This window comes from Azospirillum sp. TSH100, assembly GCF_004923295.1.
GTDB lineage: Bacteria > Pseudomonadota > Alphaproteobacteria > Azospirillales > Azospirillaceae > Azospirillum.
In genome coordinates, this window is the sequence record NZ_CP039638.1 from 312,195 (window position 1) to 327,701 (window position 15,507).

Consider the following 15,507-nt stretch of genomic DNA (forward strand, 5'->3'; position numbering starts at 1 on the left):
CCGATGACATGCTGTCGGGCGATGCCGTCAAACTGACCTTCACTGGCGACGTCACCCGCAGCCTCCTGATCGTCGACGACGACGCCCCCTTCCGCACGCGGCTGGCCCGCGCCATGGAAAAGCGCGGCTTCAACGTCGTCGCGGTCGACAGCATCCAGCTCGGCATCGAGGTGGCGCAGGAATCCGCCCCCGCCTTCGCGGTGGTCGACCTGCGGCTGGGCGACGGCAACGGACTGGACGTGGTGTCGGCCCTGCGCGACGCCCGCCCCGACGCCCGCATCGTCATGCTGACCGGTTACGGCAACATCGCCACCGCCGTCGCCGCGGTGAAGGCCGGTGCCGTCGATTACCTGCCGAAGCCGGCCGACGCCGACGCGGTGGAATCGGCCCTGCTTGCCGATGGCCGGCCGCTGCCGCAGCCGCCGGAAAACCCGATGTCGGCCGACCGCGTGCGCTGGGAACACATCCAGCGCGTCTTCGAACAGTGCGATCGCAACGTTTCCGAGACCGCGCGCCGTCTGAAGATGCACCGCCGCACCCTCCAGCGCATCCTGAACAAGCACGCCCCGCGCGCCTGAACCGGAGAGTCATCGGGAAACGCGAACGGCCCGCCCCGAACAGGGAGCGGGCCGTTCGGATGTTCGGCCGGCGCGCCGCTCAGGCGGTGTGGTCTTCCGTGCGGCAGGTCTTGATGCCGAGCAGCGTATAGGCCGGGCAGAACCCGACGAAGGCCGTCAGCAGCGGCACCAGCCCGACCAGTCCCCACAGACTCTTCGGCCCGACGACGGTCAGCGAGATCAGGATCAGCCCGACGATGGCGCGCAGCGCGCGATCCACCGGACCCAAATTGCGGCAATTCATGGCGGCACCCGTTCTTGTATGAGCGATGCCCTTCGCTTTACGCCCCAGCCATTGCCGCGTCTGTGATTGAGTCACGTTGGAAGTTGTCGCCGTGAGACTTGCCGCGGGGGAACTTGCCGCTGTCCCTAATTCGACCACGGCCCATGCGCCGGCATAACGGACCCGTCTTCAAGAAATTCGATCATTCGCCGTTCGATCCGCAGCAGCACCTCGCGGGCGGGCAGATTGTGGCATTCACGGCTGTGATCGCGGATCTGTCTGATCGCGCTGACGGTGGCGGATTCCTGACGGCACGGCATGGTGTGACCTCCGTCCAAAAGGCATAGAGGTAATATACCCTTTTTCTTATCCTCTACAGCATAAAAATTCGCACACTGAACAATTTGTCACAGGCCCGAATCCTGTGCCCGGCTGTCCAGCGTCAGCAGGGCGGCGGGGTCGAGCACCTGGATGCGGCCACGGGACAGGGCGACGAAGCCGCGGCGCTCGAACTCCTTCAATTGGCGGCTCACCACCTCGCGCGCGGTGCCCAGTTCCACCGCCAGCGCCTGATGGGTGATGTCCAGCCCGCCGGCGGTGTCGCGGCGGTCGGCGAGGAAGCGGGCGAGGCGCAGGTCGATGCGGCCGAAGGCGACCTCCTCGATCAGCATCATCATGCCGGTCAGCCGATTGCCGAAGGACGTGAAGACGAAGTCGCGGAAAGCAGCGGAGCGCGCCACCAGATCGTGGAAGGGGCCGGCGGCCAGCGCCACCGCGTCGATGTCGGTCTCCGCAACCGCTTCGGCGCTGTAGGGATTGTCGGTCAGCAGGCAGGCAGTGGTGACGATGCAGGTCTCGCCACGGCCGACCCGGTACAGCACGATTTCGCGGCCGGTCTCCGATGCCATCTGCACCCGGACCGCACCGTCTAAAATCATCAGGAAAGTGTGACAACGGTCGCCGGCGCGGAACAGGACGGTTCCGCGCGGAACGTTCACCCGCCGCCCGGCGTTGCCGAGATGGACCGCCATGTCCGGTTCCAGCTTCGCCAGTGTCGGGAAAATCGCGGGAATGTCCGCAGCCCAGCCGGTGCGATCGAACGTCATGGACCCTGTCCTTCCGAGTAACCCCCATTATCTCCCGCCCTGCGTCGACGGTCCATACCGCACTGCAACAGGGTCAGGAAGGCTACCCACTGCGCGCCCATTGCTCGCCGCATGCACTGGATGGCCGATGCAACGGCTGGACTAACACTGCGTTTCAGCCAATCGGACGAACCGCCGAGCCTGCCCGCCGGACAGCATCAGCTGCCCGGAACGGAGGGTCGGGCAAACGGATGGTCCTATGGCCGCGCTTTCTGGTCGTTACGCGAGGAGGACCCTTTGGCCACCCAGGAACTTCAGGAACACCCCCGACGCAACACCCCTGAGTCCCGGCGGGGCCCCGGGTCCGTGTCGCCCGGCATCTCCTATGACCTGTCGGCCAGCGCCGCCAGCGCCGTGCGTCGGACCACCGGGCTGTTGCGCCGGCACAAGCTGCTGATCGGTACGGCGATCGTGGTCGGCACCGGGTTGGCGGCCCTGGTCGCCTTCCGGATGACGCCGCTCTATACCGCCGAAACGCTGATCATGGTCGAGCACCGCAAGAACACCGTCCTCAATTTCGAGGGCGTGGTGTCCGACATGACTCCCGACATCAGCGCGCTGCAAAGCGAGGTGGCGATCCTGAAGTCGCCGGCCTTCGCCGAAAAGGTGGTGGCGAAACTCAAGCTGATGAACGATCCGGAATTCAACGCCTCGCTTCGTCCGCTGCCCCCCGGCTGGGTGTCGGCGCTGAACCCGCGCAACTGGATTCCCGACAGCTGGAAGCAGTCGAGCAGTGTCCCGCTGTCGCCGGAGGAGGTCGAGCGCAACCACCTGACCTCGGTGGTCAATGCGGTGCTCGACAACACGTCGGTCCGGCCGCAGGGCCGCTCCTACGTCATCGCCGTCAGCTTCGACAGCGAGGACCCGCGTAAGTCGGCCCTGATCGCCAACACCATGGCCGACCTCTATCTGGTCGATCAACTCGACGAGAAGTTCAAGGCGTCCAAACGCGCCACCCAATGGCTGGAGGAGCGGCTGACAGACCTGCGCAAGGAAGCGCAGACCACCGGCGACGCGGTCGAGAAGTACCGGACCCAGCATGGCCTGACCACCTCGTCCAACAACGAGAGCACGGTGGTCGGCCAGCAGCTGAGCCAGCTGAACGCCGACTATATCCTGGCCCGCACCAAGCGGCAGGAGGCGGAGGCCAAGCTGCGCGACGTCACCGCCATGGCCAATTCGCCGCGCGGCGCCTCGGCGGTCGGCGACGTGATGGGCTCGCCGCTGATCCAGGCCCTGCGCGAACGCGAGGTCGATCTCCAGCGCCAGATCGCCGACGCCACCAACCGCTACGGCGCCAAGCACCCGATGCTCCAGGCGCTGCAGAGCCAGCTGCGCGACCTGCAAGGCCAGATCAAGACCGACGTCGGCAAGATCGTCTCCAACCTCAGCAACGAGGTGGAACTGGCCAAGGGCCGCGAGCAAGCGCTCAAGGCCAGCCTGGACCAGGCCGAGGCCAAGCAGAACGAGCAGCAGCAGGCGACCGTCGGCCTGCGCACGCTGGAGCGCGACGCCGGCACCGCCCAGTCGATGTACGAGGCGCTGCTCACCCGCTCCCAGCAGATCGCGGCGCAGACCGACATGCGCCAGCCCGACGCCCGCATCGTGTCGGAGGCGTCGATCCCGCTCGACCCGTCGCAGCCCAACCGCAAGCTGATCCTGCTGCTGGCCCTGGTGGCGTCGGGCACGCTGGGGGTGCTGCTGGCCATGCTGCGCGAACGGGCCGACAGCGGCTTCCGCAGCCCGCACCAGTTCGAGATGGCGACCGGCGTCCGCAGCCTGGGCATCGTGCCGCGCATCCCGCGCTTCGGCGGCTCGCCAGCGGCTTATGTGGTCGACAAGCCGATCTCCGCCTTTTCGGAATCGATGCAGAACCTGCGCACCTCGCTGCTGCTCGCCAATCCTGACGGGCGGCACCGGGTGATCCTGTTCAGCTCGTCGGTTCCCGGCGAGGGCAAAAGCTCGGTCGCCGCGGCATTCGCCCGCACCTGCGCCAACGCCGGACAGCGGACGATCCTGGTCGATTGCGACCTGCGGCGGAAAAGCCTGCACGAGATGCTGGGCATGTCCAACAACCGGGGCCTGTCGGAGGTGCTGGCCGGCACCGCGACGCTGGAGGAGGTGATCCAGGTCGATCCGCGCACCGGCCTGCACGTCATCCCCGCCGGCCATGGCCGCACGCTGCCGCAGGACACGCTGGGCTCGTCGGGCATGCACCAGCTGCTGTCGCGCCTGTCGGTCAACTATGACCGCATCGTGCTGGATTCGCCGCCGGTGCTGGCGGTGTCGGAAGGCAAGCTGCTGGCGGCGCTTGCCGACCAGACCGTCTTCATCGTCCGCTGGGGCATGACCAAGCGGGGCACCGCGATGGCCGGCCTGAAGGAGGTGATCGAGGCAGGCGGCGAAGTGGTGGGGGTCCTGTTCAGTCAGGTCGATACCCGGCGCCACGCCCAGTACGAGTTCCCGGACAGTGGGCGCTATCACGGCTACCGCCGCTACTACGCGAACTGAGGACAAGCTCCCCTCCCGCCCTCGGCCGGCCGAAGGCCGGTCCGATTGGCCGGACCGACTGCGGGAGGGGCTTTTGCGCCGTCCGTCACGATGTTTTCAACCACCGAAGAGCCCATGAATGTCGGCTGGACACCGCATCTTCCGGAACATCCGTGCCCTTGCCGCCGCGAAAGTGGCGACGATGGCGAGCGGGCTGGTGACCGCAGCCTGGACCGCGCGGGTTCTGGGACCGGACAGTTTCGGCGTGCTGGGCTTCGGCACCTCGCTGATGGCCTATGCGGCGCTGTTCGTGAACATGGGCCTGTCCACCTACGCCATCCGTGAAATCGCCCGCGATCGCGATCAGGCGGCCGAACTGTCGGAGCATGTGCTGACCCTGCGCACAGTCCTCGCCCTGGTGGTGGGGGCCCTCTATGCCGCCTTCATCCTCTCCTTGGATAAGCCGATGGAGGTGAAGGCGGTTCTTCTGGTGCAGGCGGTCCAGCTTCTTGGGAACGCCCTGGTGCTCGACTTTGTTTACCAGGCGACCGAGAAGATGGGGGTGATCGCCACGCGCGAGATCGGCACCTCGATCGGCTCGATGCTTCTTGTCTTCCTGCTGGTGCGTGGGCCTGAGGACGCCATCACCGCGGCCGCCATCACCGGCGGCTCCATCACCGTCAACGCGCTGGTGATGATCGGCCGCTTCCGCCGCGATTTCGGCCACCTGCGCCCGCGGGTCGACCTGAAGGTGTGGCGCGAGATCCTGACGGCGGCGACGCCGATGGCGGTCGGCGTCTTCGCCTGGGCGATCTTCACCCATCTGGACGTGGTGATGCTGGGCTTCCTGGCCCCGCACACCGAGGTCGGCTGGTACAGCGCGGCGGTGAAGATCCAGACGCTGGCAAATCTGGTCGGCAACATCGTGATGAACGCCTTCCTGCCGCAGCTGGCCGCCGCCTATGGCGAGCTTGGGCCGATGCGCGACCGGATGCGGGCCTATGCCGGCGTCATGCTGGCGGTCGGCGGGCTGGTCGTCGCAGGGGGCTTCGCCCTGGCGCCGTCGATCCTCGGCACGCTGTTCGGCGACGCCTATGCCCCGGCGACGCTGGCGCTGCGCCTGCTGATGCTGGCCTCGGCGGTGGTCTACGCCAACATGATCCTCGGCAACCCGCTGCTCGTCTGGCATCGGCAGACCGGCTACATGGTCGCCATGCTGTCGGGCGGCGCGCTGAACGCCCTGCTGAACATCTGGTGGATCCCGCGCTATGGCATCGAGGGCGCCGCGATGGCGACCTTCACCGCCGAACTGGCGGCCACCGTCGCCATCGCCTGGATCCACCGGCAGGTGATCGGGGAACTGTATGCCGGGATCGCCGCGCGGGCTTTGCTGTGCGCCGGCGCGTCCATCGCCGCGGCGCTTGCGCTCGACCGGTTCGCCGCCCCGTTGTTCGACCGGTTGCCGGCACTGGTGCATTTCGTTGCCGGCAGCGTGGTGATGGTCGCGGTCTATGCGGTGGTCGCCGTGCTGACCGGATTGGTCCATTTGAAAAGATTGCGCCGGCTGACCAGCGCCACGGCCTGAGAGGGACGGGTCGTGGCTGGACGGATGGTTCAACCCTCACTTCTGCAAGGCCGGGTCGAGGGATACCGGCAGCCTGAACAGAATGTGCCTATTGCACCACTTTCGAACGTCTCTGTTGGTGCCTCCAAGCATTCATTTAGCCGCGACGGGGGTTAGTACCATTAATACGGCGGAGAACAGCAATCATAGTCTTTTCATCCGACGGTGATTTCTGAAACACTTCGCGCTGCACAACGCCGGGTACGAGGTACTTCATCGTCACGGCGAAGTCACAATAAGAAAACAATTTCGAATTTCGAGGTTTCTCCGTCTGCATGCTTGGAAACAGGGCATGGCACGCGGGGCGTCTCCAAACTTTCGGCAGCCCGCCACCGGTGGCGGGGCCTCAGCAAACGGCAGGAGCGACGATGCTTCCCAAGACTTTTTCCGATCGTAACGTCTGCGTCCTCGGGCTCGGCTATGTCGGCCTGACGCTGGCGGTGGCGATGGCGGACGCCGGCTTCCAGGTGCATGGGGTCGAGGTGCGGCAGGACGTGCTCGACAAGCTCGGCCAGGGCAACCCGCACTTCCACGAGCCGGGCCTGACGGAGAAGCTGCGCCATGTCATCGCGCGCGGCCGGCTGACCTTCAGCCGCAATCAGGAGGATTGCGGCAAGGCCAGCGTCTTCATCATCACGGTCGGCACGCCGCTCAGCAAGGACGGCCGGGTCCGCACCGACATGATCGAGGCCGCCACCCGTCAGGTCGCCGCCAGCCTGCATGACGGCGATCTGGTCATCCTGCGCTCCACCGTGAAGCTGGGCACCACCCGCAACATCGTGGCGCCGATCCTGCGCGGCACCGGCAAGCAGTTCGACATCGCCTTCTGCCCCGAACGCACGCTGGAAGGACAGGCGCTGCTGGAGCTGAACCAGCTGCCGCAGATCATCGGGGCGGAGAGCCTGGATGTCGCCACCCGCGCCGCCCAGATCTTCGGCTTCCTGACGCCGACCACCGTCAAGGTCTCCACCCTGGAGACGGCGGAGCTGATCAAGCTGGTCGACAACACCTACCGCGACGTCACCTTCGCCTTCTCCAACGAGATCGCGAAGCTGTGCAACGCCATGGAGATCTCGGCGGTCGAGGTGGCGCGCGCCGGCAAGCTGGGCTATCCGCGCACCAACCTGCCGCTTCCCGGCCCGGTCGGCGGTCCCTGCCTGGAGAAGGACCCCCACATCCTGATCGAGGCGGCGCGCGAGGTCGGGGTCGACATGGCGATCACCGCCGCCGGCCGTCTGGTCAACGAAAGCCAGCCGGTCGAGGTCGCCGACTTCCTCGGCAAGCTCGCCCATTCGATGCAGGGCTTCCCTCAGGCGCCGACCATCAGCCTGATGGGCCTCGCCTTCAAGGGCCGTCCGGCGACCGACGACCTGCGCGGCACCATGGCCAAGCCGGTGCTTGAGGAGCTGCGCCAGCGCTTCCCCACCGCCCGCCTGCGCGGCTTCGACGCGGTGGTGCGCCCCGACGACATCCGCAGCTTCGGGCTGGAACCGGCGGCCAACATGGCCGAGGCGGTGTCCGGCGCCAATCTGGCGGTGATCCTGAACAACCACCCGGTCTTCACCTCCATGCCGCTGCCGGATCTGGCCCAGCGGATGGACCGTCCGGGCGTGATCTACGACTTCTGGAACAACTTCAACAGCCGCGATGTCGACCTGCCGGACGGCACCGCCTACGTGGCGCTCGGCAGCCATGGCGCCGCCCGCTACGCGCATGTGGCCTGACGAAATCCGCGCCTGAAGGGGTTTGGCCAAGCGGTTTGGGAAGAGGAATTTGACCGACATGAAACACTATCTCGTCACCGGCGGCAGCGGCTTCATCGGCGCCGCCCTGGTCCACCGTCTGGTCCGTGACGGCCACCGCGTCCGCGTGCTGGACGACAATTCGCGCGGGCATACCGGGCGGCTGGCCGGCGTGCTTGACGACGTGGAGTTCGTCCAGGGCGACATCCGCGACGCGGACGCCGTGCGCGGGGCGGTGCGCGGCGTCGACGGCGTGCTGCATCTGGCCGCCGTCAACGGCACCAAGCACTTCTACGAGAAGCCGGAGGTGGTGCTGGACGTTGGCGTGCGCGGCATGCTGAACGTGCTGGACGCCTGCCGCGCCGACGGCGTCGGCGATCTGGTCGTCGCCTCCTCCTCCGAAGCCTACCAGACCCCGCCGATGGTGCCGACGCCGGAGGATGTGCCGCTGGTGGTGCCGGACGTGCTGAACGCCCGCTACAGCTATGGCGGCTCCAAGCTGATCTCCGAGCTGCTGGCGGTGAACTGGGGTCGCAGCGGCTTCGACCGCGTGGCGATCTTCCGTCCGCACAATGTCTACGGCCCGGACATGGGCTGGGAGCATGTGGTGCCGGAATTCTCCCGCCGCGCGGTGGAGGCGATCGCCGGTCACCCGAGCGGGGCGGTGCCCTTCAGGATCCAGGGCGACGGCCGCCAGACCCGCGCCTTCGTCCACATCGACGACGCCATCGACGGCATCGTGACGGTGATCGGCAAGGGCGCGCATCTCGGCATCTACCATGTCGGCAACCCGGAGGAGGTCACCATCGCCGACCTCGCCCGCCAGACCGTCGCCTGCCTCGGCCGTGAGGCCCAGGTGCTGCCCGGCCCGGCTGCTCCCGGCGGCACCGACCGTCGCAGCCCCGACATCGCCAAGCTGACCGCGCTCGGATTCACCCCGCGCATCCCGCTCTCCGCCGGCCTGCCCGGTGTGGTGGAGTGGTACGCCGAGCGTGCACGGGCCGATCTGGGGCGCATGGGGCAGGCGGCGGAATAGGGGGGCGTGACCCGCAGTCACGGTCCCAGCCGTCATCTCCGCGAAGGCGGGGATGACGGCCGATAAGGCATTCGTTCGCTTGCAAGATCTTAAGGAGACGGCCCGCATGGACCGCAACAGCCGCATCTTCGTCGCCGGCCACCGGGGACTCGTCGGATCCGCCATTCTGCGGCAGTTGACCGAGGCCGGGCACACCGACCTCGTGATCCGCGACCGGTCGCAGCTCGACCTGACCGATCAGGCGGCGGTGCGCGCCTTCTTCGACCGCGAGGGCATCGAACAGGTGATCCTGGCCGCGGCGAAGGTGGGCGGCATCCTCGCCAATGACCGGTTCGGCGGCGATTTCATCCGCGACAACCTGCTGATCCAGAACAACGTCATCGACGCCGCCTGGCGCGCCGGCGTGAAGAAGCTGCTGTTCCTCGGCTCCTCCTGCCTCTATCCGAAGCATGCGGAACAGCCGATCAAGGAGGAGGCGCTGCTGTCCGGCCCGATGGAGCCGAGCAACAAGCCCTACGCCGTCGCCAAGATCGCCGGCATCACCATGTGCCAGGCCTACCGGCGCCAGTACGGTTTCAACGCCATCTGCGCCATGCCGTCCAACCTCTATGGCCCCGGCGACCATTTCGAGCCTGAGACCTCGCATGCTCTGCCGGGCATGATCCGTCGCTTCCATGACGCCAAGATGGCGGGCGACCCGACGGTCACCCTGTGGGGTACCGGCACGCCGCGGCGCGAGTTCCTCTATGTCGATGACATGGCCGATGCCTGCATCCATCTGATGGACCATTACGACAGCGAGGAGATCATCAATGTCGGCCCCGGCGACGACATCGCCATATCCTCCCTCGCCGCCGCGATCCGCGACACCGTCGGTTACACCGGCACGCTGACCCACGATCTGAGCAAGCCCGACGGCCACCCGCGCAAGCTGATGGACGTGTCCCGCCTGTTCGCCACCGGCTGGCGCCCGAAGGTGTCGCTGGAGGAGGGGCTCCGCTGCACCTACGACTGGTTCCTGGAGAATGCGGCACCCGAGCGCCGTCAGGCGTCCAGGCAGGCAGCGGAGTAACGCCCGATGCCGGACGATTCCATCCATCTGCGGCCGCCGGTCTTCGACCGGCCGGCTTCCAAGGCTTCAGCGGGCGCGCCGTCCCTGGCGGACGTGCCCGTGCCGGAAGAACTGCTGCTCGTGGCGCAGAGCTATTGGCCGGAACCGGCCGGCAGCGCCCCGATGATGACCGACCTCGCCACTGCCTTCGCGGCGGCCGGGGCGGAGACGACGGTGCTGACCGCGCGTCCCAACTATCCCGGCAACACGGTCTATGACGGCTATGCCGACGGGTCGCAGGACAGCAGGACGGTGGACGGGGTGCTGATCGAGCGTCTGCACACCATCCCGCCGGCCGGCGGCGGCATGAAGGCCCGGCTGATCCACGAGGGCGTGCTGCATGCCGGCTTCGCCGCGGCCCGCGCCCGCGGCCGGGTCGGACGGCATGCCGCGGTGCTGTCGCTCTGCCCGTCGATCCTGTCGGTGGCCATCGCCAACCGCTTCAAGGCGCCGGGCGGCCGCCACATCGCCATCGTCCACGACATCCAGTCCGGCCTTGCCGGCGCTCTGGGCATGGGCGGCAAGGCGGCGGTCAAGGCGATCCGCGCCATGGAACGCGCCGCGCTGAACAGCGCCGACGCCATCGTCGTCCTGTCGGAGCCGATGCGCGGCGTGCTGGAGGAACTGGGCGTCACCCGGCCGATCCATGTGATCCCGCCCCATGTCGACGCCGACGCCGTCTATCCGCTGCCGCGTCCCGACCAGCCGCCGACCGCGCTCTACAGCGGTGCCTTCGCCCGCAAGCAGGGGCTGGAGCAGGTGCTGGACATGGCCGGTCATCTGGCGGAGCTGATGCCGCAGGCCCGCATCAGGCTGCGCGGGCAGGGCGGCCTGGAGGAGGAGCTGAAGTCGCGCGCCCGCGCCATGGGGCTGGGCAACGTGATCTTCCAGCCGCTGGCGCCGAAGGACCAGCTGAACGAGGCGATGGCGGAGGGCGACGTCCATCTCGTGCCGCAGCGGCCCGAGGGGGCGGCCTTCGCCATGCCCGGCAAGGCGGTGACCATCCTCGCCGCCGGCCGGCCCTTCGTCAGCACCTGCCTGCCGGGATCGGCGCTCGCCACGCTGGAGGCGCAGGTCGGCGCCTTCCTGTGCACCCCGCCGGAGGAGCCGCGCGCAATGGCGGAAGCGGTGGCGGCGCTGCTGTCGGACCCTGCCCGCGCCACCGCCATGGGCCGCCGTGGCCGCGCCTGGGTGGAGGCGAACGCCACCCGCGCCGTGGCGCTCGACCGCTACGCCCGCCTTCTGTTGGGAGAGGCAGCATGAAGAAGCCCGCGCTGGTCTTCAGTTGGGAGATGTTCGGCCCCTACCACATGGACCGGCTGGAAGCGGTCGGCCGGCGGCTGGGCCATGTCTATGACGTGATCGGGCTGGAGGTCGGGTCGAAATCGCACACCTACGCCTGGGATTCGACCGGGACCGGGCAGAATTTCCGCAAGATCACCCTGTTCCCCGGCCAGTCGAAGGCCGACCTGTCGACGGCCACGGTCTACCGCGCCCTGCTGCGCGAATGCCGGCGTGCCGACGCGCGCTATGTCTTCCTCTGCCATTACGAGGATCCGGATGTCTTCGCGCTCGCCCTGACCATGCGGCTGATGGGGCGCAAGGTCATCAACATGAACGCGTCGAAGTATGACGACAAGCCGCGCGTGCTGTGGCGTGAGATGGTCAAGAGCGTCTTCTACTCCCCCTATCAGGCCGGGATCGGCGGAAGTCACCGCACGGTGGATTACTTCCGCCTGTTGGGCCTCCCGAAGGACAGACTCTATATCGGGTATGACACGCTGTCGCTGGACCGCATCCGCCGACTGTCCGGGATGGAGCCGGCCCCTGGTGGAGTACCCTTCGCCGACCGCCACTTCACCATCATCGCGCGTTTCGTCCCGAAGAAGAACTTGTTCCGGGCGGTCGAAGCCTACGACATTTACCGGCGGCTGGCCGGTCCGGCCGCCCGACCGCTGCACCTCTGCGGGTCCGGTCCGCTGGAGGCGGAACTGCGGGCCGAGGTGACGCGGCGCGGGCTGGACGGGGCGATCGTCTTCCGCGGTTTCCTGCAGGAGAAGGGGATCGCCGAGACTCTCGGATCGACGCTCTGCCTGCTTCTGCCGTCGCTGGAGGAGCAGTTCGGGCTGGTGGTGAACGAGGCGCTCGCCATGGGTGTTCCGACCATCCTGTCCGACCAGTGCGGGGCGCGCGACGTGCTGATCCGCAGCGGGCTGAACGGCCACATCGTGGAGCCGGACAACCCCGAGGGGCTGGCGCGCTACATGCTGTCGGTGGCGGGGGACGAGGATGAATGGCGCCGTCTGAGCCTGAACGGGCGGCCCTTCCAGGCGTTGGCCGACGCCAGCTTCTTCGCCCTGTCGGTGGAGAAGGCCGTGGTGGCGCTGGGCGGCCCGAAGGCGGAGCGCAGCGCGGACACCGACTATGCGTCCGATTATTCCGCCGACCCGGAGGGTGGCCAGCATGGCCGGTCGACCGGAGCGGCACTGACCGGGAGTTGACGATGGAACGGAACGCGCGCACCCATGTGGTCGTCTCCGGGCGCCTGCCGCCGCCGGTGGATGGGATGAGCCGGGTGACGGCCCTGGTGCTGGAGCGTCTGAAGGACCGCATGCGGGGGCGCGGCCGCGTGGAGGTCGCCGACCTGTCGCCCGGCTGGAACGGTGGCGGCGCCGTCTATCACCTGCGCAAGATGACGCGTGTTTTCGGCACCATGGGCCGGCTCGCCGCCGGGCTGCGCAAGCCCGACCGCCGCTTCTACATGCCGGCGGATTCCGGCTGGGGCACGCTCTACACGGCCGCCCTTGCCGGGACGGCGCGGCTGCTCGGCTACGAGCAGGTGCTGCACCATCATTCCTTCGCCACCATCAGCAAACCGACCTGGCGGATGCGGCTGCTGACCCGGATCGCCGGGGCCGACTGCACCCATGTGCTGCTGTGCCCGGCGATGCAGATGCGCTTCCAGTCGATCTATCCGGCGGCGCGCACCTGCATGACCATGTCGAACGCCATCTTCTCCGCCCCCGATGCCGCTCCGCGCCAGCGGCGCGACGGCCCCCTGCGCATCGGCCACCTGTCGAACCTGTGCAGCGACAAGGGGCTGGACACGCTGTTCACCCTGCTGCGCGCGTTGCAGCTGGAGGGGGTGGACGCGAAGCTGGTGCTGGCCGGTCCGGGGCTGAAGCCGAGGGACAATGCGATGATCGCAGCCGGGCTGATGGCCTTCGACGGGGCGGTGGAGTATCACGGCCCGGTGCATGGCGAGGCCAAGGAGGCCTTCTACCGCGACATCGACGTCTTCGTCTTCCCCACCCAATACCGCAACGAAGCGCAGCCGCTGGTCCTGTTCGAGGCGATGGCCGCCGGCGTGCCGGTGCTGGCCTATGAGCGCGGCTGCATCGGCTCCGACATTCCAGCCGACGGGCTGGTGCCGCAGAATGCCAACTTCGTCAAGGCGGCCGTTCCGATCCTGGCGGCCTGGGCCGATGATCGCGAGGCGCTCGCCGCCGCCTCGGCCCAGACGCTGACCCGCGCCCGCGTCGCCTACGAGACCAGCCGCACCGGCCTGGACCTGCTGCTCGACCGCATCGCCGGGCCGCATCCGGCCGCCGCTGCCGCCACCGTGCCGGCCAAGCGCCGCGTGGCCGGGTAGGGGAGAGGAGCTTGGGGGAGGGCGCTACGCCCCGACCCCCAATGGCCCTCCCAATGGCAGGGCTGTCTCGAACTTGATTTCCTTCAGGGCGAAGTTGGATCGGATGCGGACCTGGAAGGGCAGCTGGAAGACGAACTCTTCGAGGAAGCGGTTGTAGTCGGCGATCGCCCGCACCGCGACCCGCAGAAGATAATCCGCATCGCCCGACACCGCGTAGCATTCCAGCACCTCCGGCCGTTTGCGCACCGCGTCGATGAAGATTGCGGCGGTCTCGGCCGAATGGTGGTCGAGCGTCACATGGGCGAAGACGCATTCGCCGACCGAAGCCGCCTTCGGATCGACCAGCGCCGTATAGCGGCGGATCACTCCGGTCTCCTCCAGCGACTTCAGCCGACGCCAGCAGGAGGACGGCGAGGTGCCGACGCGGTCGGCCAGTTCCTGCACGGTCAGCCGCGAATCCTCCTGCAAGGCGACCAGGATTCTGATGTCGGTTTCCGATAATATGGCGGGCAACGGCAAAATTCTCCGATACTGGCGGACAAAACAGAAAATTCCGCCAAAATCATAGGTATGCCTGCCCCACTTTGAAAGCTCTTTCCGCAGACAGTCAGGCATACTGATCGCAGAACGAACCATGGGAGAGGCGATCATGGCCGACATGTGGGAAAACCCGATGAAGACCGACGGGTTCGAGTTCATCGAATTCACCGCCCCGGACACCGTGGCCCTGGGCCGCCTGTTCGAGCAGCTGGGCTTCACCGCCATCGCCCGCCACCGGTCGAAGGACGTGACGCTCTACCGCCAGGGTGACGTGAACTTCATCGTCAATGCCGAGCCGTCGGGCTTTCCGCGCAACTTCGCCGCCCAGCATGGCCCGTCGATCTGCGCCATCGCCTTCCGCGTCGCCGACGCCGCCTTTGCCTATCGCCGCGCGGTCGATCTCGGTGCCTGGGGGGTGGAGAACCGCGTCGGCGCGATGGAGCTGAATATCCCCGCCATCAAGGGCATCGGCGATTCGCTGATCTATCTCGTCGACCGCTATGGCGGGCGCGGCAGCATCTATGAGGTCGATTTCGTGCCGCTGCCCGGCGTTGACCAGCATCCGCAGGGCGCCGGCCTGACCTACATCGACCATCTGACCCACAACGTCCACACCGGGCGGATGGAGGAGTGGGCCGACTTCTACACCCGCCTGTTCGGCTTCCGCGAGATCCGCTATTTCGACATCGAAGGCAAGCTGACCGGCCTGCGGTCGAAGGCGATGACCAGCCCCTGCGGCAAGATCCGCATCCCGATCAACGAGTCCGCCGACAACAAGTCGCAGATCGTCGAATATCTCCGCGACTACAAAGGCGAAGGCATCCAGCACGTTGCACTCGGCACCAACGACATCATCCACACGGTGGAGTTGATGCGCGGCATGGGCACCCCGTTCCAGGACACGCCCGACACCTATTACGAGCGTGTCGACGGCCGCGTACCCGGCCACAATCAGGATCTGAAGCGCCTCCAGGCCAACCGGATCCTGATCGACGGCGCCCCGACCGAGGGCCAGGGCCTGTTGCTGCAAATCTTCACCCAGAACGTCATCGGCCCGATCTTCTTCGAGATCATCCAGCGCATCGGCAACGAGGGCTTCGGCGAGGGCAACTTCAAGGCCCTGTTCGAATCCATCGAACTCGACCAGATCCGTCGCGGCGTGCTGAGCGAGAACGCGGCCTGATTGCCAAGACGTTTTTGCCGAAGGATTTCAAGCGCCGTCCGGTCGCAAGGCCGGGCGGCGCTTGTTACTTTACGGTGAAACGGCGGAAAATATTTCCATAATACAGATTATGTGTTTTTAAAGGGTGCCGGAACGGCAAACCCA

The 15,507-nt window shown here is 67.2% G+C and carries 14 protein-coding genes; 10 read left to right on the plus strand and 4 right to left on the minus strand.

What is annotated here, in order from left to right:
* The first annotated feature begins 8 nt into the window (after positions 1-8).
* Positions 9-578 (plus strand): ActR/PrrA/RegA family redox response regulator transcription factor, encoded by a 570-nt coding sequence (locus E6C72_RS26785; protein ID WP_083897251.1) that lies wholly within the window; start codon positions 9-11, stop codon positions 576-578.
* Between the two features lie 79 nt (positions 579-657).
* Here the strand turns inward: E6C72_RS26785 and E6C72_RS26790 are convergent, their stop codons facing one another.
* The 3 genes from E6C72_RS26790 to E6C72_RS26795 all read right to left on the minus strand — a co-directional run bounded on the left by E6C72_RS26790 (position 658) and on the right by E6C72_RS26795 (position 1,946).
* Positions 658-861: a DUF2892 domain-containing protein gene (locus tag E6C72_RS26790; RefSeq protein WP_109084380.1), complete on the minus strand. Its 204-nt coding sequence runs from the start codon at positions 859-861 to the stop codon at positions 658-660.
* Positions 862-986: 125 nt separating this feature from the next.
* Entirely contained in the window at positions 987-1,160 is a 174-nt protein-coding gene (locus E6C72_RS31880; protein WP_169055305.1) for a hypothetical protein, read from the minus strand.
* A gap of 87 nt (positions 1,161-1,247) precedes the next feature.
* Positions 1,248-1,946 carry a Crp/Fnr family transcriptional regulator gene (locus tag E6C72_RS26795; protein WP_109084381.1) on the minus strand — a complete coding sequence of 233 codons (699 nt, stop codon included), beginning with the start codon at positions 1,944-1,946 and terminating at the stop codon, positions 1,248-1,250.
* A 345-nt stretch (positions 1,947-2,291) separates the two neighbouring features.
* Here E6C72_RS26795 and E6C72_RS26800 point away from each other — a divergent pair, with 345 nt between their 5' ends.
* From E6C72_RS26800 to E6C72_RS26835, 8 genes are all read left to right on the plus strand, one after another.
* Positions 2,292-4,496: a Wzz/FepE/Etk N-terminal domain-containing protein gene (locus tag E6C72_RS26800; protein WP_247875501.1), complete on the plus strand. Its 2,205-nt coding sequence runs from the start codon at positions 2,292-2,294 to the stop codon at positions 4,494-4,496.
* Between the two features lie 118 nt (positions 4,497-4,614).
* Positions 4,615-6,060, plus strand: a complete 1,446-nt coding sequence (locus E6C72_RS26805) for a flippase (RefSeq protein WP_109084383.1) — start codon at positions 4,615-4,617, stop codon at positions 6,058-6,060.
* Between the two features lie 407 nt (positions 6,061-6,467).
* Positions 6,468-7,823, plus strand: a complete 1,356-nt coding sequence (locus tag E6C72_RS26810; protein ID WP_109084384.1) for a nucleotide sugar dehydrogenase — start codon at positions 6,468-6,470, stop codon at positions 7,821-7,823.
* 58 nt (positions 7,824-7,881) lie between these two features.
* Entirely contained in the window at positions 7,882-8,877 is a 996-nt protein-coding gene (locus E6C72_RS26815; protein ID WP_109084385.1) for an NAD(P)-dependent oxidoreductase, read from the plus strand.
* Positions 8,878-8,983: 106 nt separating this feature from the next.
* A complete protein-coding gene (locus E6C72_RS26820; RefSeq protein ID WP_109084386.1) occupies positions 8,984-9,949 on the plus strand; it encodes a GDP-L-fucose synthase in 966 nt (321 codons plus the stop codon).
* Between the two features lie 6 nt (positions 9,950-9,955).
* Positions 9,956-11,251 carry a glycosyltransferase family 4 protein gene (locus E6C72_RS26825; protein WP_109084387.1) on the plus strand — a complete coding sequence of 432 codons (1,296 nt, stop codon included), beginning with the start codon at positions 9,956-9,958 and terminating at the stop codon, positions 11,249-11,251.
* On the plus strand, positions 11,248-12,489 hold the full coding sequence (locus E6C72_RS26830; RefSeq protein WP_109084388.1) for a glycosyltransferase family 4 protein: 1,242 nt from the start codon (positions 11,248-11,250) through the stop codon (positions 12,487-12,489). Before E6C72_RS26825 ends, E6C72_RS26830 begins: the two co-directional genes overlap by 4 nt.
* Before the next feature lie 2 nt (positions 12,490-12,491).
* Positions 12,492-13,640 (plus strand): glycosyltransferase family 4 protein, encoded by a 1,149-nt coding sequence (locus E6C72_RS26835; protein WP_109084389.1) that lies wholly within the window; start codon positions 12,492-12,494, stop codon positions 13,638-13,640.
* A gap of 24 nt (positions 13,641-13,664) precedes the next feature.
* On the opposite strand, the gene E6C72_RS26840 is transcribed toward E6C72_RS26835, so the two are convergent.
* Positions 13,665-14,153 carry an Lrp/AsnC family transcriptional regulator gene (locus E6C72_RS26840; RefSeq protein WP_109084390.1) on the minus strand — a complete coding sequence of 163 codons (489 nt, stop codon included), beginning with the start codon at positions 14,151-14,153 and terminating at the stop codon, positions 13,665-13,667.
* Positions 14,154-14,289: 136 nt separating this feature from the next.
* Here E6C72_RS26840 and hppD point away from each other — a divergent pair, with 136 nt between their 5' ends.
* Positions 14,290-15,363, plus strand: coding sequence for a 4-hydroxyphenylpyruvate dioxygenase (gene hppD / locus E6C72_RS26845; RefSeq protein ID WP_109084434.1), 1,074 nt, complete (start codon positions 14,290-14,292; stop codon positions 15,361-15,363).
* The last annotated feature ends 144 nt before the right edge of the window (positions 15,364-15,507 follow it).